Raw genomic sequence first — 20593 nt, 5'->3', positions numbered from 1 at the left:
ACACTCGTATTTGCGTCCGGCAGGGGGGCGCCGCAATACTCGTTGGCCCTTGAAAAGACCAGGAACCCACGAGTATTCCGATGAATCTGCGAACCCGCCCGAGGCCGTGCTGATGGCTGCGCCGGCGAACAATCCGACTTCTTCTTCCGCCGTCTTCGACGTCGCCGTGATCGGCGGCGGCCTCGTCGGCTCGGCCATCGCCTACGGCCTGCGCGGCAGCGTCGAGTCGATCGCGGTGCTCGACGAGGGCGACATCGCGCTGCGCGCCTCGCGCGGCAACTTCGGCCTGGTCTGGCTGCAGAGCAAGGGCTACGGCATGGGTGCCTACAGCCGCTGGACGCTGGGCTCGACACGGCTCTGGCCGCAGCTGGCTGCGCAGCTGCGCGACGAGACCGGCATCGACGTGGCGCTCGAGCAGAAGGGCGGCCTCACGCCGCTGATGGGCGACCACGAGATCGAGGCGCGCCTCGCGTGGGTCGAGCGGCTCATGGCGCAGCAAGGCGTCGAGCCCTACGAATGGAAGCTGCTCGACCACCATCAGGCCGCGTCGCTGGTGCCCGGCCTCGGGCGCGACGTGACCGGTGCGATCTGGACGCCGCACGACGGCATCGTCAACCCGCTGAAGCTGCTGCGCGCGCTGCACACGGCCTTCGCGCAAAGCGGCGTCTCCTACCTGCCGCACCACGGGGTCGAGAAGATCGAGCATTCGGCCGGCATGTTCCACCTGCGCACCGCCGCGGGGCGCTGCATCCATGCGCGGCGCATCGTGCTCGCCTCGGGCCTGCACAACGGCACGCTCGGCGCACAGGTCGGCATCGACCTGCCGATGGCGCCGCAGCGCGGCCAGATCATCGTGCTCGAGCGCACGCGCCGGCTGCTCGACACGCCCATGGTCACGCTGCGCCAGAACGACGAAGGCAGCTGGCTGGTCGGCGACTCGCAGGAAGATGCGGGCTATGCCGAGCACGTGACCACGCTGCCGGTGCTCGCCACGCTGGCCGACCGCGCGGTGCGCACGCTGCCCGCACTGAAGGACGTGCGTGCGGTGCGCGCATGGTCGGCACTGCGCGTGCGTGCGCAAGACGGCTTTCCCGTCTACGAACAATCCGCGCGCCATCCGGGCGCCTTCATCGCGACCTGCCACAGCGGCGTCACGCTGGCGGCGACCCACGCCTTCACGCTCGCACCCATGATCGCCGCCGGTGCCCTCGCGCCCGAACTCGACGGCTTTTCGACCAGGAGATTCCATGTTCAGTCGGCTTGAGCACCCCGCCGGGGCCGCCGGGCGCACGGTGCGCATCACCGTGGACGGTGCCGCACTCGCCTGCGCCGAGGGCGACAGCGTGGCGGCTGCACTGCTGGCCGCTGGCATCGACGCCTGCCGCGACACCGCGGTGACCGGCGTGCCGCGCGGACCTTTCTGCATGATGGGCATCTGCTACGACTGCCTGGTCGGCATCGACGGCGAGGCGAACCGCCAGGCCTGCATGACGCGAGTGCGCGACGGCATGGTGGTGACGCGGCAGCTCGGTGCGCGGGAGGTGAAGGCATGAACGCCAGCTCTCCGCTGCAGTTGCCGCCAGCGCTCGAATGCGACCTGCTGGTCATCGGCGCCGGTCCCGCGGGCCTGGCCGCAGCCACGCGCGCCGCAGGCCTCGGCCTGGACACCGTGCTGATCGACGAACAACCCGCCGCGGGCGGGCAGATCTACCGCGCGATCGGCAGCACGCCAGTGCAGGACCGCGCGATCCTCGGCGCCGACTACTGGCACGGGCTCGACCTGCTGGCGCCGTTCCGCGCGAGCGGCGCGCGCCATGTCGCGGGCACGATGGTCTGGGCCGTGAGCCCCACCGCGCAAGGCTTCGAAGTCGCGTATTCGAACGCGGCCGAGCGCACGAGCGGGCTGCTGCACTGCCGGCACATCATCGTCGCGACCGGCGCGCAAGAACGGCCCGTGCCGATCCCGGGCTGGACGCTGCCCGGCGTGCTCACCGCGGGCGCGGCGCAGATCCTGCTCAAGACCGCGGGCGTGGTGCCCACCGGCACCACGGTGCTGGCCGGCGCCGGACCGCTGCTCTACCTGCTGGCCTGGCAGTACCTGAATGCGGGCGTGAAAGTCCATGCGCTGCTCGAGACCGGCATGCCCGGCCAGTGGCGCCATGCGCTGCCGTTCGCCTGGGGCTTCCTGCGCTCGCCCTACCTCGGCAAGGGCCTGAAGCTGCTGCGCGCCGTGAAGGCGCAGGTGCCCATCATCGGCAACGTGACGGCACTCGAGGCGCTCGAGGCGCCCGGGCATGCCGGCCGGCTTGCGCAGCTGCGCTACCAGGCCGGTGGCCAGACACACACGCTCGCGGTCGACCAGCTGCTGCTGCACCAGGGCGTGGTGCCGAACACGCACCTGTCGCGCGCGCTCGGTGCCGAGCATGCCTGGAACGAACGACAGGACTGCTGGGAGCCCGTGGTCGATGGTTGGGGTGCGAGCTCGGTGCCGCAGCTGACCATCGCGGGCGATGGCGCCGGCATTGCGGGCGCCGTCGCGGCCGAACACCGCGGCCGGCTCGCGGCCGTGCATGCCGCGGCCTCGCTCGGCGTGATCGACACTGCGCGTCGCAACAGCGAAGCCGCACCGCACCGCACCGCCCTGTCGCGTGCCACGCGCGGGCGCGAGTTCTTCGAGACGCTGTACCGCGTGCCCGAGCGCCTCCGCCGGCCGGTCGGCGACACCATCGTTTGCCGCTGCGAAGAAGTGACGGCCGCGCAGGTGCGCGAGGCCACGCGCATCGGCTGCCAGGGGCCCAATCAGTTGAAGGCCTTCCTGCGCTGCGGCATGGGCCCGTGCCAGGGCCGCTTCTGTGGCCTCACGGTCGCCGAAGTCATGGCCGACGAGCAGGGCCGGCATCCGCGCGACGTGGGCAGCTACCGCGTGCGCTTCCCGATCAAGCCGGTGACGCTGGGCGAGATCGCCTCGCTGCCGCAGACCCAGGCCTCGCGCGACGCGGTGGTCCGTTTCGCCAAAAAATAATGAACTCCAAAGTCAGCCGCCGCCTCACCGAAGGCACCGCCCCCGAGGTCACCGAGCACATCTACGCGCCGCGCCTCGCCAAGGACTTTCCGGCCGTTTTCGCGCCGCTCAACGACGTCAACCAGGCGCACCTGCTGATGCTGCTGCGCACCGGGCTGATGCCGCCCGAGCCGGCCGCGCAGCTGGCGCGTGCGCTCGCGCGCATCGAGGACGAAGGCGTGGCCGCCGTGCCGCTCGATCCCTCGATCGAGGACGCCTACTTCAACTACGAAGCGCACCTGATGGCCGTGGCCGGCAGCCATGTGGGCGGCTACCTGCACATGGCGCGCAGTCGCAACGACATCCTCGCCACGACCGACCGCATGCGGGCGCGCGAACTCGCGCTGTCGCTGGTGGAGGCCCTCTGCACCGTGCGCGACGCGGCGCTCGCGGGCGCGACGAAGCACTGCCGCACCGTGATGCCGGGCTACACGCACCTGCAGCCCGCGCAGCCGATCACCTATGGCTTCTATCTCTCGGCGATGGCCGAGGTGCTGACGCGCGACATCGAGCGCGTGCAGCAGGTCGAACGCCTCATCGACCGCTGCCCGCTCGGCGCGGGCGCGCTCGCGGGCACTTCGTTCGCGATCGACCGCGAAGCGACTGCGCGGCTGCTGGGCTTCGGCAGCGTGCTGCCCAATGCGCTCGACGCCGTGGGCTCGCGCGACTTCGCGCTCGAGCTGCTCGCGGCCATGGCGATCTGCGCGGTGGGCTGGAGCCGCTTCGCGCAGGACTACTTCGTGTGGTGCACCAGCGAGTTCGGTCTGATCGACTTTCCGGACCGCGTGGCGGGCACCTCGAGCATCATGCCGCAGAAGAAGAACCCGGTCGTGCTCGAGTACCTCAAGGGCAAGGGCGGCCACCTGATCGGCCTGCTCGGCGCATCGCTCTCGACGATCAAGGGCACCAACTTCAGCCACACCGGCGATGCGAGCCGCGAGGGCATGCGCAGCGTCTGGGAGGCCGGCGAGGAATGCCTGCGCTGCCTTGCGCTGTTCGACCTCGTGGTGCGCAGCGCCACGCCGAATGGAAAAGCCATGTCGCAGCGCGTGCGCCGCGACTTCAGCACGGCCACCGACCTGGCCGACCTGCTGGTGCGCCGCTCGGGGCTGTCGTTTCGCGAGTCGCACCACGTGGTGGGCGCCGTGGTGCGCGAGGCGATGGACCGCGCGCTCGGCGCCGACGAGGTCGGCCTCGACATGCTGAACCGCGCCGCCCGGGACCAGCTCGGCCGGCCGCTCGCGCTCAGCGACGAAGAAGTGCGCCAGAGCCTCGACCCGATGGCGAGCGTCGAGAGCCGGCTCGTGCGCGGCGGCCCTGCACCCGTGCGCGTGCAGGAGCGCGTCGCCGAGCTCGAACGGCTTTCGGCAGACGACCGCCGGCGCAACCAGGTACGGCGCGACACGAGCAACGAGGCGCGCGAGCGCCTCAAGCAAAGCATCCGGACACTTGCCCTTCAACAACCCGCGGCACCGTCGGTCCACCAAGGCCGCACCGCTTTCTTCGAGGATTGAGACATGCGCTTTTTCACCCGAATCGTTCCGGCCGTCGCGATGGCGATGACCCTGGGACAGGCCGTTGCCCAGGACCTGCCGCCTTCGCCCATCCGCCTGCTGGTCGGTTTTTCCCCCGGCGGCGGCAACGACGTGATGGCCCGCCTGATCGCCACGCAGTTCCAGCTCAACACCAAGGAAACCATGGTGGTCGAGAACAAGCCCGGCGGCGGCAGCACCGTGGCCACTTCGGAAATGGCGCGCGCCAAGCCCACCGGCCAGACGCTGCTCATGGGCTCGGTCGGCGGCCAGGCGATCGCGCCATCCATCTACAGCAAGCTGCCCTACGATCCGGTCAAGGGCGTGCAGGCGGTGTCACTCGTGGCCAGGTCGGCCAACGCGTTGGTCGTCAATGCCGAGCTGCCGGTGAAGAACGTGAAGGAGCTGCTCGCGTACGCCAAGGCGCATCCGGGTACGCTCAACGTCACCTCGCCGGGCAACGGCACCATCTCGCATCTTTCGGCCGAACTCTTCAAGAGCATGGCGGGCGTGTTCATCACGCACATCCCCTACCGCGGCGACGCACCCGCCATGCAGGACGTGATGGGTGGCCAGGCGCAGATGACCTTCGCGAGCCTGCCGTCGGCCAAGGCCGGTGCCGACACCGGCAAGGTGCGCATCCTCGCGGTGACCAGCGCCAAGCGCGTCGATTCGATGCCGCAGGTGCCGACCATCGCCGAATCGGGCGTGCCGGGCTACGACGTGGTTTCCTGGTATGGCGTGTTCACGACCGGCGGCACGCCGATGCCGGTGGTCAACCGCCTTGCAAAGGAGTTCGGGGCGGTGCTCGCGCAACCCAACGTGCGCGAATCGATCACCAAGATGGGCATGGAAGCCGGCGCGCTCGGCCCGGCCGAGTTCACCGAACTTGTCAACGCCGACACGCGCAAGTGGGAGAAGGTAGTGAAAACGGTGGGCATCAAGCTCGATTGAGCCTGAGCGAACCCTGCAGGCGGGTTCACTCGCACATCATCCGCAGCAGCCCCCGGTGTTCGGCGACGACCACCGCCTGCGTGCGGGAGCGGACCTGGAGCTTGCCGAGAATGCCTTGACATGCGCCTTGACGGTCCCGAGCTGGATGTCGAGCGTGCGCGCTATTTCCTTGTTTCCTGCACCTTGCGACATCTGGTGAAGGACGTCATGCTCGCGCTTGGTGAGGGACGCATGCACCAAGCTGTCGGCGATGCGCGCCGAGACCGCGACGTCGTAGCAGCGCCCGCCGCGCGACAGCGATCTCACCGCGTCGACGATCCTCTCGTCAGAGCAGCCCAGCAGGAGATAGCCTTGCACACCGCGCGCCATCGCGCTGCGGATGTCCCATTCGCCGGCACGCGTCGTCACGATCAGCACCTTGGGCGCCGGCCGGCGAGCATCCGGCGAACCGGCGAAAACCTCGAGGCAGCGCATGGCGGTCGTGGATTCGGCCGAAGGTGTCTATGAGGTGCTGCTCGATCAGCAGACGCAAGCGTTGCGCTGGGTGGCGAACGGCCCCGAAGGGGAAGTGCTCGACAAGGAGCCCGGCGTCGTCCTGCTCCTCCGGTTGCGCATGCTTTGGCTGTCCTGGTTGATTCCGCAGGACCAGCTGTGAGCAGCGCCGTGCATCAGCCCGCGCCGCGCGGCGCGCGCCCGGCGCCGCTACCGCCCTTGCGCACCGAGACCTGATTCTGCGAGCCGGCGCCCAGGGTCAGGCGATCGTGCCGGCTCTCGGGTGTGCGGCGTCCCTGGTTGAGCTGCGTGGGCTCGGTCTGACCCATCTTGTTGTGGTCGTTAGCGAGCTTGCCGCTTTGCGGCGTCTGCGCATCGGCCTCGGCGGTACCGTGCGCGGTGGCGGTCGCCGCGCGCACGGGGCTGCCGACCTGGTCGCGCTCCGGATGCTTGTCGCGGCTCTGTTCCTTGCGCAAGAAATCCTGCTTCTTTGTCATGGTGTGCTCCGTGTGGGTGAATGAACCATCGGTTTCACCATGCGCGGCCCTCAAGGTTCCCGCGTGTAGGAAATGGGCTGAGGCGGATGTCGTACCGGTCGGGCGTCAAGACGGCGCTTCTCTCGCGAAACGGACCACCGTCACGCCAGGCCGCAACTGCCGCAGCGAGGGCATGACGAGCACGCAATCGTCATAAGGCGTGATGACGGCCTCCCCGTCGTTGTCGCCGATGGGCGTTCCCGCTTTCGGTAGGGTTTCGAGGCCGCGGTAGTCGCCGAGAAACCGGAACCGCTCGCTGCGCGCGACGACACCGCCTGTCACTCGCAACACGCGCTGCGGGGGCGCGTCGGGACGGCGCCAGCCCGCGAGCAGTTCCTGCGCCACTGCGGCCTCGAGGATCCCGGCTTCGACCAAGAACCGGACGGCCATGTCTTGGGCCACGTCACGGCTCGACAGGTCGCCGTGGAAGCCGCACTCAACAAGCAGCGACCGGTTGTCGACCGCCTCGGTGTCGGCCAATCCGAAATGGCCGAAATCGCGCATGCGCGTGCCATCCTCATGCCCTTCGTCGACCACCACGTGCTCGGGTGCGCGCAGCTTTCGCGCAAGCGCAAGGTTGCGTGCATGCGGCCCTGGGAGCAACAGCGGGGCACCGGATTCATGCATCGAGTGCAGGTCCAGCAGCCAGTCTGCCTGCGCCACGAACGGAAGCAGCGCCTGCGCGCGGCGCCGCTCCAGCGTGCCGCCCTGCGCCAAGCGCGCCGCGGACCATTGCCGGTTCAGGTCCTCGTCGACGAAACGCGACGCATCGAATGCGGCCGGATCGAACCGGTCGAAAGCGGCGAGATTGCAGAAGGCCAGCGTGAGGGTGCCGCGGCATGGGCGCACGCCGGCCTCAAGCAGGCCCCGGACAGCCCAGGCCCCGCACAGCTCGTTGCCGTGGACGAGCGCCGCGACCATGACACGGCGGCCGGGCGCGCCCGACTCGAAATGCCACACCCCCTCGGTCCCGGTATTGCCCGCGCGCCAGGCGCCGAGCTCGGGCCTGGGCAGCGCAAAGTGCAGCGCCGTCATTCCGTGATCTTCGCGAAGTCGACGATCTGCTGATACTTGGCGCTTTCTTCCGCCAGGAAGCGCGCCATGTCGACGTCGAGCGGCGCGATGGTCGAGCCGGATTCCTCGAGCTTCTTGCGCAGCTCCGCGGTCTGCAGGATCTCCCTCAGCGCATTGCGCAGCTTCGCGAGGATGGGTGCCGGCAGGTTGGGCGGCGCCATCAATGCGAACCAGACGCCGATGTCCATGTGCTTCAGCTTCGGCAACTCCGCGAGGGCGGGAATGTCCGGGGCCGCCGGCGACCGGCTTTTCTGCGTCACGCCGATCGCCACCACCTTGCCGCTGCGGATGTGCGGCAGGCCGCTGGACAGCACGAACACGCCGTAGTCGAGCGAGCCGCCCACCAGGTCGATGGTCAACGGCGCCACGCCGCGGTAGGGGATGTGCGTCATGAACAGGCCGCCCTGCTCCTTCACCATCTCGCCGGCCAGGTGCAGCGCCGTGCCGACCCCGCTGCTTCCGTAGCTGAACTGCCCCGGCTTGGCCGACACCGCATCGAGGAACTGCCCCGCGTTCTTGACGCCCGCGCCGGGCGATGCCACCAACACCATGGGCTGAGAGGCGACCAGGCCGATCGGCGTGAAGTCCTTGTAGCTGTACTTGACCGTGCCGGGCGTGATCAGCCGGTTGATGGCGATCTCGTTGTTGGCGCCCAGCAGCAGGGTGTAGCCGTCGGGCGCCGCCTTGGACACCTTCGTCGCGGCGATCGCGCCGCCCGCACCACCCGCGTTCTCGACCACCACCGCAACGCCGAGCTTCTTCGCGAGCTGGTCGGCCACTGCGCGGCCGGTCAGGTCGGTGCTCCCGCCCGGCGGATAGCCGACCAGCACGGTGATCGGCTTGCCCGGGTAGGCGGTCTCCTGGGCCAGAGCCGGGCCCGCGCAGGCAGCGGCGGAAAGAACCGAGAACGCGGCAACGCGAAGGGCATGGGGAATCTTCATGGTCTGTCTCCTGTGGTGCCCGCATTCTGTTGGCCGCGAGCTTCGCAGCAGTGCCGATTCGGCACACAGGCTTGCAGGAAGGTACCGGAGTTCAGCCGGGGTCGACGGTCTGCCAGAACGACTCCGCCGCGGCGGAGAGCCTTCGCTTGGCGCGCACCATGCGGATCTCGAAGCCGATCTCCAGGGCCTTGCTGCCCACCGGCGCCAGCTGCCGCGCCTTGCAGGCGCCCGCAGCCAGAGACCAGGGAAGCCACGCCACGCCCAATCCCTTGAGCGCGTACTCAAGCAGCGCGTCGGCCGAATCGCACTCGATGGTTTCCGTGAGCCGGGGCGCCTTCGGGTGGTTGCTCAGGTGGTCGCTCACAAGGCGGCCCAGGGCCAGCGTCTGGGCATAGGCCAGGAAGGGAATCGCCTCGGCCTGGTCGACGCTGAACGCCGCCTGACCGCGGGCATCGACCTTGCCCACCGGCACCAGTCGGTCGCTCGCGATCCTGCGCTGCAGGTACTGGTGCGAACCGAGACGCAGCGCGATCTGCGGATGGTGGTAGGTCAGCATGAAATCCGATTCCCCGCGCTCGAAGCGCTGCAGCGTTTCCGCCATGGAACCGGTGCGCACCACCACACGGACGCCCGCGCGCTGCCGCCTGATCCTCGCGAGCCAGTCGGCGGCGACCGTGCGCGCCAGTGTGCGCCCCGTAGCCAGCGTCACCGTGGCGGTGCGCCCCTGCCCGTCCGCCCCGGCGATCTCGCTTCTGGCCTGCGCCATGGCCGGCACCACCTGCAGCGCAAAGCCGAGCAGCTTCTCGCCCTGGCTGGTCAACCGGACCGACGTGCCGTGCCGCTCCACGAGGGCGGCCCCGGCCCAGGCTTCGAGCGCACGGATGCGGCGGCCGAACGCCGGATGCGTCACGTGGCGCTGCTCGGCAGCCCGGGTGAAGCTCCCGGTGTGCGACAGCGCAATGAGGTCTTCGAGCCACTTGGTCTGCATGGCTGCGACTGTAGTCGCTGCGTCCAGCGCGTCCCGCGTCGCTCCGGCGACCATGGCTCGCCGCGGCGCTGCCTACCATGCAGCCCATGAACGATGCCTACCTGCTCTACGGCGCCCAGATCAGCTACTTCAGCGGCAAGGTCCGCGCCTACCTCCAATGGAAGGGCCTGCCGTTCACAGAGCGCGAGGCGGATGCCGACATCTATCGCAGCGTGATCGTGCCCGGCGTGGGATTTCCGGTGATCCCGGTCTTGCGAACGCCGAGTGGCGCGCTGCTGCAAGACAGCACCGACATCATCGACGCGCTCGAGGCCGCGCATCCGGTGCCGAGCATCGCGCCCGCGGGCGGGGTGCAGCGGTTCGTCGCGAGCCTGCTCGAGCTCTACGGCGACGAGTGGCTGATCATCCCGGCGATGCACTACCGCTGGCACCACAACCGCGAGTGGGCGATGCGGGCGTTCGGACGATTGAACGCGCCCGACGCTTCGGCCGACGCGCAGTTCGAGATCGGCCAGCGCCGCGCCCAGCCCTTCGCGCAGGCCGCCGTGCTGTTGGGTGCGCAGCCCCACATGCACGCCGCGATCGAGCGCTCGTACGAGGCGCTGCTGCTGGAACTCGATGCGCATTTCGCGGTGCACCGCTGCGTGCTCGGCGACCGGCCCAGCATCGCCGACTTCGGGCTTTACGGTCCGCTCTATGCCCACCAATACCGCGACCCCGCGAGCGGCGCGCTGATGAAGCGGCTCGCGCCGCACGTGGTCGCGTGGATCGAGCGCCTGCGCGATAACGCCATGCCCACCGACGGCCGCTTCGCGCCTGCCGATGCCGTGCCGCCCACGCTGCTGCCCGTGCTGCGCCGCATGATGCGCGAGCAGCTGCCGGTGCTGGTCGACTCGATCGAGCGCTTGCACGCGTGGATGGCTGAGCACCCGGGCGAGCATGCCGTGCCGCGTGCACTGGGCATGCACGACTGCGAGATCGAAGGCGAGCGCGGCGAACGCATCGTGCGGCCCTACAGTCTCTGGATGCTGCAGCGCGCCGCCGATGCGTATGCGGCGCTGACTGCGGCCGAGCGCACGCAAGCCGACCAGCTGCTGGCGGAGGTCGAAGGCAGCGCCTTCACGCGCCTGCCGCCGATGCCCAGGCTGGCGCGCGACCGGCTCAGCGTGCGCCTGGCGGGCGAGGCCGCCGCCGCGCGTCAGTAGCCGAGCTTGGCCTCGCCCTGCAGGCGTCCGCCGGCCGCCGAGGCCTGCTGGAATGCGCGCGTGATGATGCTCGTGGTTACGCTCGCGAAGTAGCGCGCGCCCCAGGCGCCGTATTTGTCCTCGTCCTCGGGCGTGAGTGCGATGGTGCCCGCGCAGGTGCCGGTGCCGCTCACCGCGCGCAGCGCGCGCTCGATCTCGGCCTCGACCTCGGGGGCCTTCCAGTCGCTGCCGAAGCCCATCGCATGCGACAGGTCGTTCGGTCCGACAAAGACGGCATCGACACCTTCGACCGCGGCGATGGCGGCGGCCTGCGCCACGGCCTCGGGCGTCTCGATCATCACGATGAGCGCGATGCCTTCGTTGCTGCGCTGCGTGTGGGCGGCGCCCGGGAACGCGCCGTAGCCCGCGGCGCGTGGGCTGAAGGCGCTGCCACGGCGGCCGACGCCCGGGTAGCGCACCTGCTGCACGAGTTCGCGCGCCTCCTCGGCGCTCTCGACCATCGGGATCTGCACAGCGCCCGCGCCCATGTCGAGGATGCGCGAGATGTCCTGCCGCAGGCAGCGCACGACCGGCGCGATGCCGCTCGCGCGGGCCGCGCGCAGCATGTGCTCGGTGGTCTCGAGGTTGGCGCTGCCGTGCTCGTTGTCGAGAATGATGAAGTCGAAACCGGCATAGCCGCACATCTCGACGATGGCAGGGCTCGGCAGTGCGTTGAACAGGCCGCGCAGGCGCCGGCCGCTGCGCAGCATCGCGGGCAGGCGGGTGTCGATGGGGTGGTGATGGTCCATGGCGGTGGCTGCCCTCAATCGAGCACGATGTTATTGGTCTTGATGACCTTCGCGAACTTGACCGTCTCGTCCTGGATGAACTTGCGAAAGCCCTCGTGCGACATGGGCTTGGGCGTGAAGCCCTGCGCCGCAAGGCGCTCGGCCATGGCCGGCTGCTTCAGCACCGCGACCACTTCGCTGTTGAGCCACGCCACCACGGGCGCCGGCGTGCCCGCGGGCGCCAGCAGGCCGAGCCAGGTCGAGGCCTCGAAACCCGGCACGCCCGATTCGGCCAGCGTCGGCAGCTCGGGCGCGAGCGGCGAGCGCGCATCGCTCGTGATCGCGAGCGCCTTGGCCTGGTTGTTCTTCGCGAACGCGAGCGCCGTGGTCATGTTGTCGAACTGCATGTCGATCTGGCCGCCCGCGAGGTCGACCAACGACTGGCTGCTGCCTTTGTAGGGCACGTGCACCGCGGTCGCGCCCACGCGGTTGAGCAGCATCAGCGTGGTCAGATGCTGCGAGGTGCCCGGGCCGCTGGTGCCGTACGAAACGGCATCGGGCTTGGCCTTGATGGCGGCGATCAGCGCGGCCACGTCCTTGGCGCCCGACTTGTTGCCGGCCAGCAGCACGAGCGGCGTGCTCGCGAGGCCTGTGACGGGTGCGAAGTCTTTCTCGGCGTTGTAGCTGATCTTCTTCTGCAGCGTGGGGTTCACGGCCAGCGCGGTTTGCGTGCCGAGCAGCAGCGTGTAGCCGTCGGGCTTGGCGCGCGCGACGTACTCGGTGCCGATGCCGCCGCCCGCGCCGGCCTTGTTGTCGACCACCACCGCGGTGCCCCAGCGCTTGCCGAGCGCATCGGCCAGGAGGCGGCCCACGATGTCGGTGGCGCCGCCGGGCGCGAAGGGCACCACGATCACGACGCGGCCGGTGGAGGGATAGCCATCGGGGCCGTTGGCCGTCTGGGCCTGCACGGCGGGTGCCGCGACGGCGAGCGCGACGGCGGCGAACGCCATGGCGCGGCGCACGGAGGAGAAAGAGAAGGAAGAAAGTTGGCTGTTGTTCATGGAGAGGTCCTCGTTCATTCGGCCTGGATGTTCGCGTCCTTGATCACCTTGCCCCACTTGGCGATCTCGGCACGCTGGAAGGATGCGAAGGCATCGGAGGTGCGCCCGTCGGCCTCGACGCCGAGGCCGCGCAGCCGCGCCTGCACCTCGGGCATGGCGACCACGGCCGCGAGTTCGCGCGACAGGCGCTCGACGATCGGCTTGGGCGTGCCGGCCGGTGCGAACACGCCCTGCCACGACTGCATCTCGAAATCGGCCACGCCCGCCTCGGCGAGCGTCGGCACGTCGGGCATGCTCGCCTGGCGCTTGGCCGAGGTGATGCCGAGCACCTTCACGCGCTTGGCATCGATCATCGGGCGCGCCGCCGCGACGGTCTCGAACACCATGTCGATCTGGCCGCCCACCAGGTCGACCATCGCCTGCGAGCCGCCCTTGTACATGATCTGGCGCATGCGGGTCTCGGTGATGTTCTCGAACAGCTGGCCCGAGAGGTGCTGCGAGGTGCCCGCGCCGGCCGTGCCGTAGGTCAGACTCTCGGGCTTGGCCTTGAGCTCGGCGATCACCTGGGCCACCGAATTGAAGCGGCTCTCGGAGGGCACCACGAGCACGTTGCTGACCGTGCCGATCATGTTGACCGGCACGAAGTCCTTCACCGGGTCGTAGCCCAGGTTCTTGTTGAAGAAGGGGTTCACCGCGTGCGTGGTGATGGTGCCGCCCATCACGGTGTAGCCGTCGGCCGGCGCGCGCGCGGTGGCCTGCGTGCCGACGATGCCCGAGACGCCAGGACGGTTCTCGACCACCACCGGCTGGCCGAGGCGCTCGCCGAGGTGCTGCGCGATCAGCCGCGCGACGCCGTCGGACACGCCGCCCGTGGAGAAGGGAACGATGTACTTGACCGGCTTGGTGGGCCAGGCCGTCGACTGGGCGTGGCCGTTGCCGGCCAGGGCGCCGAGCGCGAGTGCCGCGACGATCAGCGGACGGAATCGGAATTGCATGGTGTGTGTGTCTCCAGGTTTTTTCTGTGGGTGGAAGAAGAGGTCCGCTCAGGCGGAAGGCGATGAAGCGCCCTTGCGGCGCCGCGCGGCAACGGCGCGCACCGAGTCGCGTTCGATGAGGGCACAGGGAACGACGACGTTGCGCGGCTGCGCGTCGTCGTGCATCTGTTCGTGCAGCAGCTCGACCGTGGCATCGACCATCGGCTCGACGGCCTGCACCGCGGTCGTGAGGCGGTAGGCGCCCCATGCGGCCTGGGGCACGTCGTCGAAGCCGACCACGCTCACGTCTTCGGGCACGCGCAGGCCCAGCTCCTGGCGCAGCACGTCCATCACGGCGATCGCCATGTGGTCGTTGGCGACGAACACCGCATCGGGCCGACGCGCGGCGGGCAGGTTGGCGAACATCGCGCGCGCGGCGGCGCCCGCCTGCACGAAGTCGTAGTGGCCCACCTCGCGGCGGAACAGGGGCATGCCGGCAGCGGCGAGCACTTCGCGAAAGCCGCGCTCGCGCTCGTGGTTGGTGGACGACTTCTCGAGGCCCGCGAGGAACGCGATGCGCTTGTGGCCGCGTTCGAGCAGCAGCCTGGCCACCATGCGCCCGCCCTCGACATTGTCGGAAGTGACCGCGCTGGTGGTGTGGCGCGCGAAGGCGCTGGTGTCGGGCACGCGGTTGAACAGCACCACCGGCACGCCCGTGTCGGCGCACTGGCGCGCGAGCGCGGGCGAGAGCATGGCCGAGGCGATGACGATGCCGTCGATCTGGTACTGCAGGATCTCGTCGAGCACGCCGTCGGTCTCGTCGCCGTCGCTGATGAACATCAGCACGTGGTAGCCCTGCTTCTGCAGCTTCTGCGAGAGCTTCTCGATCACCAGCGGATAGAACTGGTTCTCCAGGTAGCCCATCACCAGCGCGATGATGCGGCTGCGGCGCGTGATCAGGCTGCGCGCCATCGCGTTGGGGCGGTAGCCGAGCGTCTTGGCCGCGATCATCACGCGCTCGCGCGTTTCGTCGGACACGCTCGCACCGGGCGTGAAGGTGCGGCTCACGGCCGACTGCGACACCTTGGCGAGCGTCGCGACATCTTGCGCGGTGGCCTTGGGTTTCATGCGGCGCTCCATCCGCCGTCGAGCATCAGCGCGCTGCCCGTGACGAGGCTCGAGGCCTCGCTCGCGAGGAACACGATGGCGCCCATGATCTCTTCGGTGCGGCCCAGGCGCCCGAGCGCAATGCGCTCGGTGACCCAGCTGCGAAAGCCCGCGTCGGCGAACATGCCGGCCGTCATCGCGGTCTCGATGAAGGTCGGGCAGACCGTGTTGACGCGGATGCCCGCGGGGCCGAGCTCCCAGGCCAGCGCCTTGGTCATGCCCTCGACCGCATGCTTGCTCGCGCAGTAGAGCGTGCGGCGCGGGCTGCCGACCACGCCCATCTGCGACGACACAGTGATGATCGAGCCCGGCAGCGTCGCCTCGACGAGCATGCGCGCCACGGTGCGCGTGACGTACAGCGTGGCCTTCACGTTCAAGTCGAACACCGCGTCGATGTCCTCGTCCTCCACCTCGACCAGCGGCTTGGGTCGGTTCAGGCCCGCGTTGTTCACGAGGATCTGGAACGGCGCCGCCGCGCCGAGCGCGCGGGTTACCGCGGCCGAGTCGGTCACGTCGAGCACGAGGTGCTCGCAGGCGCCGCCCTCGGCGCGGATCAGTTCGCAGGCCTCGCGCAGCTGCGCCTCGGAGCGCGCAGCGAGCGTGACGTGGGCACCGGCGCGTGCGAGCGCCGCTGCCGCGGCCAGGCCGATGCCGCGGCCCGCGCCGGTCACCAGCGCGCGCTGGCCATCGACGCGAAAGCTCGGCGAAGGCGGCAGAACGCTCATGGCGCCAGCGCCGGCACCGGCTCGTACCAAGGCACCTCGGCGCGCGTGCCGTAGCGGCGCACGCGCAGGTTGGCCTGCTCGCCGTGGCCTGCGAAGTTCTCCATGTGGCACAGGCGCGAGCAGTACTCGCCCATCGTTGCGCTGGCTTCGTCGGTCAGCACCTTCTGGAAGGTGCAGGTCTTCAGGAACTTGCCGACCCACAGCCCGCCCGTGTAGCGCGCGTTGCGGTTGGTGGGCAGCGTGTGGTTGGTGCCGATGACCTTGTCGCCGAAGCTCACGTTGGTGCGCGGGCCCAGGAACAGCGCGCCGTAGTTGGTCATGCGCTCGAGAAAGTAGTCGGGGTCGCGCGTGAGCACCTGCACATGCTCGAAGGCCAGCTCGTTGGCCTTGGCGAGCATTTCTTCCTGCGTGTCGCACACGATGACCTCGCCGTACTCGGCCCAGCTCACCGAGGCGATGGCCGCGGTCGGCAGCACCGTGAGCTGGCGCTCGATCTCGGCCATGGTGTCGTGCGCCAGCTTCTCGCTGGTGGTCAGCAAGATCGCCGGCGAGGTCGGGCCGTGCTCGGCCTGGCCCAGCAGGTCGACCGCGCACATCTCGCCGTCGGCCGAGTCGTCGGCGATCACGAGCGTTTCGGTCGGGCCGGCGAACAGGTCGATGCCCACGCGGCCATAGAGCTGGCGCTTGGCCTCGGCCACGTACATGTTGCCGGGGCCCACCAGCATGTCGACCGGCGCGATGCTCTCGGTGCCGACAGCCATCGCCACCACCGCCTGCACGCCGCCGAGCACGAGGATCTCGTCGGCGCCGGCCATGGCCATTGCCGTGACGATCGCCGGATGCGCCGCGCCCTGGAACGGCGGCGCCGTGGCCACGATGCGCTTCACGCCCGCGACCTTCGCGGTCAGCACGCTCATGTGGGCCGAGGCCAGCAGCGGGTATTTGCCGCCGGGGATGTAGCAGCCCACCGCATCCATCGGGATGTGGCGGTGGCCCAGGACCACGCCGGGGTAGGTCTCGACCTCGACGTCCTTCATCGAGTCGCGCTGGATCTGCGCGAAGTTGCGCACCTGCGCCTGCGCGAAGGCGATGTCCTCGATCTCGCGCGCCGAGAGGCTCTTGCGCGCCTTCTCGATCGCGTCGGCACCCAGCCGGAAATCGGCCGGGTCCCAATTGTCGAACTGGCGGCTGTACTCGCGCACGGCCGCGTCGCCGCGCGCCTCGATCGCCTTGACGATGCCCTCGACGGTCGCGCGGACCTTGGCGTCGTCGTCGGCACGCACTTGCACGTCCTTGCCGCGCTTCAGATGTCTGATCATTCGGTGGTTGCTCCAGGGTGGGGATCTTGCATACGCATGCAATGTCACGGTCTTGCATGCGTATGCAAATGAGCGTTTACCCTTAGTCGATGGACCCATAAGTAGCATCGCCTCGCATGAAAGAAGAAGAAGCCACGCGCCCCGACCCCGCCTTGCTGCGCCGGCTGCTGCGCGCCAAGGACCGCATCGACGCCGCATCGCACGAGGCCTGGCCCGTGGCACGGCTCGCGCAAGTGAGCGGCGTGTCCGAGGCGCACTTCGCGCGGTCGTTCAAGCAGGCCTTCGGCATTCCGCCGCACCGCTACCTGCTGACGCGCCGCATCGAGCGCGCGGTGGCGCTGCTGTGCGAGACCGATGACCCGATCACCGACATCGCGTTCGCCACCGGCTGGGCGAGCCTCGGCACCTTCGGCCGCATCTTCCGCGACATCACCGGCGAAAGCCCCAGCGAGGTCCGCGCGCGCGCCGGCACGCTGCGGCCCGAGGCGCTCGGGCGCATGCCGGCCTGCATCGTCCATGCCGCCGAGCGGCCGGACTTGCGAACCGCAGTTTTGGAGAAGCGGCGCCGGGAGATGGACGGTACAACCGGATCCGTTCATCAACACAAGGAGATTCCATGAGCCAGAACGGCATCGAGGTGGCCGGCGTGTACGTGCGCGACCAGGACGAGGCGCTCGCGTTCTATGTCGACAAGCTCGGTTTTCGCGTCCACACCGACGTGGGCAACGGCAGCTATCGCTGGCTCACGGTGCAGCACCCCGAGCAGCCCGCGTTTCAGCTCGGCCTTTTCGTGCCCGGCCCGCCGGTGCATGACGAGGCCACCGCAAAAACGCTGCACGAGAGCGTGGCCAAGGGCGCGATGCCGCCGCTCGTGCTGGCCGTGGACGACTGCCGCGCCGCCTACGACCGGCTGCTGGGCCGTGGGGTCGAGTTCACGCAGGAACCGATCGAGCGCTACGGCACGGTGGATGCGGGGTTTCGCGATCCGTCGGGGAATGGGTGGAAGATGATCGAGCGGCGGGGGTAGATAGAAACACGCAAGAAGCGCCGGCTTCTTGCGGGTATCCTCCGGGCGCGCTGCGCAGACCCGCGAAGCGCCAGACACGGAGAACCCCAGGCATGCGGCAGGACGATTCCCGCGATCCCTCGCTGGATCACAGCAGGGCTTCGACGGCGGCTTGGGAGCGGTCGCTTCGGCCCTCGCGATCGACCGGCGCCGTCTGGTTATTGGTCGGTGTTGTCGCGGCGGCTGCGCTGCTCTATGCGGGCTTCAGCCTGTGGCCGGTTGCGCGTCAGGTGCGCGATGCGGCGGTCCGGCAGGTTGCACCCGCTGCAGCCCCACCCGTGATTGCACCGGCACCGCGGCAGGATGCGCGCAGGCGGCCGGAGGCCGAGGCGCCGCCGCGCACCCAGCGCTTCGCCAAGTGCATCTCGGCCGCGGGCGCCATCACCTACTCCGACGGCCCCTGCCCCGCAGGCACAAGGGCCACCGAAGTCGCGGTGAATCCCGATCTCAACCTTGCCGATGGAATGTCAGACGAAGCCAGGCTCGCTTCGATGCGGGACAACCGCGCCAGAGCGCATGCCGTGGTCGAGCACGAGCGACGCGTGGCGGCGAACGTCGACAGATCGACGAGCTCGGAGTGCGCGCAGCTAAAAGCATTGATTGAAGCGATCGATGCCGCGGCACGCCAGCCGTTGTCCGCGTTCAGGCAGGACCAATTGAAGGATGAGCGCAGGCGCGCGCATGACCGGCGGTTTGCGCTGCGGTGCGGGTGAGGTGGCCTGATGTTCCGCCTTTCGCGACACTGATGTCCGGGTTGCAGGGCTAGTGCGGCACGCTTCGCAACCTTAGATTTGCACCACACAAGGAGCGAAATCATGCAAGCAACCCAGAACAGGCGCATCGTCTACCGCACCCGCGGACAAGGCCACGGCGGGATCACTCGCCTGATGAGCCCGTCCGACCTCGGCGAGAGTTTGAAGCCGTTTGTGTTTCTGGACCTTTTCAACATGGAGCGCCCGCTGCTCGACGCCATGCGCGCCGGGGCCGGCATGTCGATTCATCCGCATTCGGGGATCGCCACTGTGACGGTGCTCACCGAAGGCCGGATGAAGTTCGACGACCCCTCGTCTGGCACTGGCATGCTGTCGTACGGGGGCGTCGAATGGTTGCGCGCGGGCAGCGGCGTCTGGCACGGCAAGGAACTCACGCCGGACGACGTGCCGCTGGTGCAGGGCTTCCAGCTGTGGCTCGCATTGCCGCCGGCGCTGGAGAACGGGTCGCCGGAAAGCCGCTATCTTGAGCCGCAGAGCATCCCCTCGGCAGGCCCTGCCCGCGTCATCCTCGGAGAGCATGCGGGCGTGCGCAGCCCGACGCCTGCGCCCGTGGGCATCAACTACCTGCTCGTGACCCTCGAGGCCGGCGGATCTTGGACTTACCAGCCGCCCGCGGGTCATTCGGTCGGCTGGCTGGCGGTGGCGCGCGGAACCCTGGAGGCCGGCACATCCGTGCGCACGGGCGATATGGTGGTCTTCGAGGACGCGGTGGAACCGATCACCGTGCAGGCCGGCATGGGTGGCGATGCGGTGTTCGTGCTGGCATCTGCCATCCCGCACCCGCATGAACTGCATTTGGGCAGCTATTCGGTACACACCTCCGCGCAGGCGCTCGAAGCCGGCGAGCGTCGCATCGAGGCACTGCGCGAGCAGATGGTTGCGGCGGGAAATCGGCGAACACCCACGGGGAACGTCCCGGTGTTTCGCTGACAGGCCGCCCGCATCTTCTGGGCAGAGCCCAGCCCTGCAACACGCCCCGAGACACCGTTCAAGCGTCCGCAGTCCAGCCTGATTTGCCAGGCGGATCGCAGTACTCGATCAGGAGCTCGGTCAGCACACGTATCTTCCGGGCGGGGTGCTGGCCCGGTGGCCGGACGACGAAGGCGCCGGCCGGCGGCGGTGGATACCGGGTCATGACGGGGACCAGTGCGCCGGCGACCACATGCTCGTCCGTGAGCCAATCGGGCACATACGCGATGCCGAGCCCTGCGACCGCCGCAGCAACCAGTGCGATGCCGTTGTCGGCCTTGAATCGGCCCTGCGGTCGCACGGTGAGGATCCGGTCGCCATCCATCAACCTCCAGGCCTCGGTTCCCTGCATCAGGGCTTCGTGGGCCACCAATTCTTCTGGCGTTTCCGGCGCCCCGTGTGCGCTGACATAACCCGGACTCGCGACCAACTTTCCGTAGACCGGGCCGACGCGCCGCGCGATAAGGTTGGAATCCTCCAGGTAGCCCACCCGTATCGCGCAGTCGAAGCCCTCCGCGATGAGGTCCACGAAACGATCGCTGTAGGACGTCTGCATTTGCAGTTGAGGATGTCGCCGCGCCATCTCGGCGAGCATGGGTGCGAAGTGGGTGGGCCCGAAGGACAGCGGCACTGCGATCCTCAAGCGGCCGCGGAGGTCGCCTTCAGGCAGGATCGTCTCTTTCGCCACGTCGATTTCGGTACATACCCTGGCCGCGTGCTCCCGGAACATGGCGCCGGCCTCGGTGAGTGCGGCTCCGCGCGTGGAGCGCGACAACAGTTGAACGCCGAGTTCTCCTTCCAAGCGGACCAGTCGCCGGCTCACCATCGACTTGGAGATGCCGAGCCGAACGGCTGCCGCCGAAACCCCGCCCGCCTGGGCCACCTCGACGAATGTGCGCAAGTCCTCGATGTCCATCCTGGCGTTCCTTGAAGTGCGACACAGATCGCCTAAAGATGGTACTACCGCTCGATCAAGGGGAACGGAATAC

At 69.1% G+C, this 20593-nt stretch carries 23 protein-coding genes; 11 read left to right on the top strand and 12 right to left on the bottom strand.

Annotated elements, in window-relative coordinates:
* Positions 1–112 precede the first annotated feature (112 nt).
* The 5 genes from AC3A6J_RS12395 to AC3A6J_RS12375 are packed head-to-tail and all read left to right on the top strand — an operon-like array spanning position 113 to position 5547.
* Positions 113–1264, top strand: coding sequence for an NAD(P)/FAD-dependent oxidoreductase (locus AC3A6J_RS12395; protein WP_487860241.1), 1152 nt, complete (start codon positions 113–115; stop codon positions 1262–1264).
* Positions 1248–1553: a (2Fe-2S)-binding protein gene (locus AC3A6J_RS12390; protein WP_487860240.1), complete on the top strand. Its 306-nt coding sequence runs from the start codon at positions 1248–1250 to the stop codon at positions 1551–1553. The genes AC3A6J_RS12395 and AC3A6J_RS12390 overlap by 17 nt, the downstream gene beginning before the upstream one ends.
* Positions 1550–3022 carry an FAD/NAD(P)-dependent oxidoreductase gene (locus AC3A6J_RS12385; protein WP_487860239.1) on the top strand — a complete coding sequence of 491 codons (1473 nt, stop codon included), beginning with the start codon at positions 1550–1552 and terminating at the stop codon, positions 3020–3022. The genes AC3A6J_RS12390 and AC3A6J_RS12385 overlap by 4 nt, the downstream gene beginning before the upstream one ends.
* Entirely contained in the window at positions 3019–4575 is a 1557-nt protein-coding gene (gene argH / locus AC3A6J_RS12380; RefSeq protein ID WP_487860603.1) for an argininosuccinate lyase, read from the top strand. Before AC3A6J_RS12385 ends, argH begins: the two co-directional genes overlap by 4 nt.
* A gap of 3 nt (positions 4576–4578) precedes the next feature.
* Positions 4579–5547 (top strand): Bug family tripartite tricarboxylate transporter substrate binding protein, encoded by a 969-nt coding sequence (locus AC3A6J_RS12375; protein ID WP_487860238.1) that lies wholly within the window; start codon positions 4579–4581, stop codon positions 5545–5547.
* 36 nt (positions 5548–5583) lie between these two features.
* Here the strand turns inward: AC3A6J_RS12375 and AC3A6J_RS12370 are convergent, their stop codons facing one another.
* Entirely contained in the window at positions 5584–6021 is a 438-nt protein-coding gene (locus AC3A6J_RS12370; protein WP_487860237.1) for a LuxR C-terminal-related transcriptional regulator, read from the bottom strand.
* On the opposite strand from AC3A6J_RS12370, the gene AC3A6J_RS12365 reads away from it, so the two are divergent.
* Entirely contained in the window at positions 6020–6202 is a 183-nt protein-coding gene (locus AC3A6J_RS12365) for a hypothetical protein (RefSeq protein WP_487860236.1), read from the top strand. The two genes, AC3A6J_RS12370 and AC3A6J_RS12365, sit on opposite strands and share 2 nt — an antisense overlap.
* 13 nt (positions 6203–6215) lie before the next feature.
* Here the strand turns inward: AC3A6J_RS12365 and AC3A6J_RS12360 are convergent, their stop codons facing one another.
* The 4 genes from AC3A6J_RS12360 to AC3A6J_RS12345 form a co-directional block, all read right to left on the bottom strand.
* A complete protein-coding gene (locus tag AC3A6J_RS12360) occupies positions 6216–6536 on the bottom strand; it encodes a hypothetical protein (RefSeq protein WP_487860235.1) in 321 nt (106 codons plus the stop codon).
* A gap of 105 nt (positions 6537–6641) precedes the next feature.
* Positions 6642–7610: a M14 family metallopeptidase gene (locus tag AC3A6J_RS12355; RefSeq protein WP_487860234.1), complete on the bottom strand. Its 969-nt coding sequence runs from the start codon at positions 7608–7610 to the stop codon at positions 6642–6644.
* Positions 7607–8590, bottom strand: a complete 984-nt coding sequence (locus AC3A6J_RS12350; RefSeq protein ID WP_487860233.1) for a Bug family tripartite tricarboxylate transporter substrate binding protein — start codon at positions 8588–8590, stop codon at positions 7607–7609. The genes AC3A6J_RS12355 and AC3A6J_RS12350 overlap by 4 nt, the downstream gene beginning before the upstream one ends.
* Before the next feature lie 91 nt (positions 8591–8681).
* On the bottom strand, positions 8682–9578 hold the full coding sequence (locus tag AC3A6J_RS12345; RefSeq protein ID WP_487860232.1) for a LysR family transcriptional regulator: 897 nt from the start codon (positions 9576–9578) through the stop codon (positions 8682–8684).
* Positions 9579–9664: 86 nt separating this feature from the next.
* Here AC3A6J_RS12345 and AC3A6J_RS12340 point away from each other — a divergent pair, with 86 nt between their 5' ends.
* The gene (locus tag AC3A6J_RS12340; RefSeq protein WP_487860231.1) at positions 9665–10783 is read left to right on the top strand and encodes a glutathione S-transferase family protein; all 1119 of its coding nucleotides are present in this window, start codon (positions 9665–9667) and stop codon (positions 10781–10783) included.
* Here AC3A6J_RS12340 and AC3A6J_RS12335 read toward each other — a convergent pair.
* The 6 genes from AC3A6J_RS12335 to hisD are packed head-to-tail and all read right to left on the bottom strand — an operon-like array spanning position 10777 to position 16796.
* Positions 10777–11571 (bottom strand): HpcH/HpaI aldolase family protein, encoded by a 795-nt coding sequence (locus AC3A6J_RS12335; protein ID WP_487860230.1) that lies wholly within the window; start codon positions 11569–11571, stop codon positions 10777–10779. The genes AC3A6J_RS12340 and AC3A6J_RS12335 overlap by 7 nt on opposite strands.
* A gap of 14 nt (positions 11572–11585) precedes the next feature.
* Complete coding sequence (locus tag AC3A6J_RS12330) at positions 11586–12611, bottom strand: Bug family tripartite tricarboxylate transporter substrate binding protein (protein WP_487860229.1); 1026 nt, start codon at positions 12609–12611, stop codon at positions 11586–11588.
* 14 nt (positions 12612–12625) lie between these two features.
* Positions 12626–13606 (bottom strand): Bug family tripartite tricarboxylate transporter substrate binding protein, encoded by a 981-nt coding sequence (locus AC3A6J_RS12325; RefSeq protein ID WP_487860228.1) that lies wholly within the window; start codon positions 13604–13606, stop codon positions 12626–12628.
* A gap of 48 nt (positions 13607–13654) precedes the next feature.
* Positions 13655–14713 carry a LacI family DNA-binding transcriptional regulator gene (locus tag AC3A6J_RS12320; protein ID WP_487860227.1) on the bottom strand — a complete coding sequence of 353 codons (1059 nt, stop codon included), beginning with the start codon at positions 14711–14713 and terminating at the stop codon, positions 13655–13657.
* A complete protein-coding gene (locus tag AC3A6J_RS12315) occupies positions 14710–15477 on the bottom strand; it encodes an SDR family NAD(P)-dependent oxidoreductase (protein WP_487860226.1) in 768 nt (255 codons plus the stop codon). The genes AC3A6J_RS12320 and AC3A6J_RS12315 overlap by 4 nt, the downstream gene beginning before the upstream one ends.
* Positions 15474–16796 carry a histidinol dehydrogenase gene (gene hisD, locus AC3A6J_RS12310; RefSeq protein WP_487860225.1) on the bottom strand — a complete coding sequence of 441 codons (1323 nt, stop codon included), beginning with the start codon at positions 16794–16796 and terminating at the stop codon, positions 15474–15476. The genes AC3A6J_RS12315 and hisD overlap by 4 nt, the downstream gene beginning before the upstream one ends.
* Positions 16797–16912: 116 nt before the next feature.
* On the opposite strand from hisD, the gene AC3A6J_RS12305 reads away from it, so the two are divergent.
* The 4 genes from AC3A6J_RS12305 (at position 16913) to AC3A6J_RS12290 (ending at position 19565) form a co-directional block, all read left to right on the top strand.
* A complete protein-coding gene (locus AC3A6J_RS12305) occupies positions 16913–17416 on the top strand; it encodes a helix-turn-helix transcriptional regulator (protein WP_487860224.1) in 504 nt (167 codons plus the stop codon).
* On the top strand, positions 17413–17823 hold the full coding sequence (locus tag AC3A6J_RS12300) for a VOC family protein (RefSeq protein ID WP_487860223.1): 411 nt from the start codon (positions 17413–17415) through the stop codon (positions 17821–17823). Before AC3A6J_RS12305 ends, AC3A6J_RS12300 begins: the two co-directional genes overlap by 4 nt.
* 92 nt (positions 17824–17915) lie before the next feature.
* Complete coding sequence (locus AC3A6J_RS12295; RefSeq protein ID WP_487860222.1) at positions 17916–18575, top strand: hypothetical protein; 660 nt, start codon at positions 17916–17918, stop codon at positions 18573–18575.
* Between the two features lie 102 nt (positions 18576–18677).
* The gene (locus AC3A6J_RS12290; RefSeq protein ID WP_487860221.1) at positions 18678–19565 is read left to right on the top strand and encodes a pirin family protein; all 888 of its coding nucleotides are present in this window, start codon (positions 18678–18680) and stop codon (positions 19563–19565) included.
* 58 nt (positions 19566–19623) lie between these two features.
* Here the strand turns inward: AC3A6J_RS12290 and AC3A6J_RS12285 are convergent, their stop codons facing one another.
* The gene (locus tag AC3A6J_RS12285; RefSeq protein ID WP_487860220.1) at positions 19624–20520 is read right to left on the bottom strand and encodes a LysR family transcriptional regulator; all 897 of its coding nucleotides are present in this window, start codon (positions 20518–20520) and stop codon (positions 19624–19626) included.
* Between the last annotated feature and the right edge of the window lie 73 nt (positions 20521–20593).

Source organism: Variovorax sp. Soil_C_39 (assembly GCF_057656815.1).
Note: the sequence above shows the minus strand (reverse complement) of the source record. Positions and strands in the feature narration are given on the sequence as shown.

Bases quoted from the DNA above. Each gene is read 5' to 3' on its own strand.
- AC3A6J_RS12390 (WP_487860240.1), top strand. From the start codon at position 1,248: ATGTTCAGTCGGCTTGAGCACCCCGCCGGGGCCGCCGGGCGCACGGTG.
- AC3A6J_RS12315 (WP_487860226.1), bottom strand. From the start codon at position 15,477: ATGAGCGTTCTGCCGCCTTCGCCGAGCTTTCGCGTCGATGGCCAGCGC.
- AC3A6J_RS12300 (WP_487860223.1), top strand. From the start codon at position 17,413: ATGAGCCAGAACGGCATCGAGGTGGCCGGCGTGTACGTGCGCGACCAG.
- AC3A6J_RS12360 (WP_487860235.1), bottom strand. From the start codon at position 6,536: ATGACAAAGAAGCAGGATTTCTTGCGCAAGGAACAGAGCCGCGACAAG.
- AC3A6J_RS12395 (WP_487860241.1), top strand. From the start codon at position 113: ATGGCTGCGCCGGCGAACAATCCGACTTCTTCTTCCGCCGTCTTCGAC.
- AC3A6J_RS12340 (WP_487860231.1), top strand. From the start codon at position 9,665: ATGAACGATGCCTACCTGCTCTACGGCGCCCAGATCAGCTACTTCAGC.
- AC3A6J_RS12295 (WP_487860222.1), top strand. From the start codon at position 17,916: ATGCGGCAGGACGATTCCCGCGATCCCTCGCTGGATCACAGCAGGGCT.
- AC3A6J_RS12335 (WP_487860230.1), bottom strand. From the start codon at position 11,571: ATGGACCATCACCACCCCATCGACACCCGCCTGCCCGCGATGCTGCGC.
- AC3A6J_RS12365 (WP_487860236.1), top strand. From the start codon at position 6,020: ATGGCGGTCGTGGATTCGGCCGAAGGTGTCTATGAGGTGCTGCTCGAT.
- AC3A6J_RS12290 (WP_487860221.1), top strand. From the start codon at position 18,678: ATGCAAGCAACCCAGAACAGGCGCATCGTCTACCGCACCCGCGGACAA.
- AC3A6J_RS12285 (WP_487860220.1), bottom strand. From the start codon at position 20,520: ATGGACATCGAGGACTTGCGCACATTCGTCGAGGTGGCCCAGGCGGGC.
- AC3A6J_RS12355 (WP_487860234.1), bottom strand. From the start codon at position 7,610: ATGACGGCGCTGCACTTTGCGCTGCCCAGGCCCGAGCTCGGCGCCTGG.
- AC3A6J_RS12330 (WP_487860229.1), bottom strand. From the start codon at position 12,611: ATGAACAACAGCCAACTTTCTTCCTTCTCTTTCTCCTCCGTGCGCCGC.
- AC3A6J_RS12305 (WP_487860224.1), top strand. From the start codon at position 16,913: ATGAAAGAAGAAGAAGCCACGCGCCCCGACCCCGCCTTGCTGCGCCGG.
- AC3A6J_RS12325 (WP_487860228.1), bottom strand. From the start codon at position 13,606: ATGCAATTCCGATTCCGTCCGCTGATCGTCGCGGCACTCGCGCTCGGC.
- AC3A6J_RS12350 (WP_487860233.1), bottom strand. From the start codon at position 8,590: ATGAAGATTCCCCATGCCCTTCGCGTTGCCGCGTTCTCGGTTCTTTCC.
- AC3A6J_RS12345 (WP_487860232.1), bottom strand. From the start codon at position 9,578: ATGCAGACCAAGTGGCTCGAAGACCTCATTGCGCTGTCGCACACCGGG.
- AC3A6J_RS12320 (WP_487860227.1), bottom strand. From the start codon at position 14,713: ATGAAACCCAAGGCCACCGCGCAAGATGTCGCGACGCTCGCCAAGGTG.
- AC3A6J_RS12375 (WP_487860238.1), top strand. From the start codon at position 4,579: ATGCGCTTTTTCACCCGAATCGTTCCGGCCGTCGCGATGGCGATGACC.
- hisD (WP_487860225.1), bottom strand. From the start codon at position 16,796: ATGATCAGACATCTGAAGCGCGGCAAGGACGTGCAAGTGCGTGCCGAC.
- AC3A6J_RS12385 (WP_487860239.1), top strand. From the start codon at position 1,550: ATGAACGCCAGCTCTCCGCTGCAGTTGCCGCCAGCGCTCGAATGCGAC.
- AC3A6J_RS12370 (WP_487860237.1), bottom strand. From the start codon at position 6,021: ATGCGCTGCCTCGAGGTTTTCGCCGGTTCGCCGGATGCTCGCCGGCCG.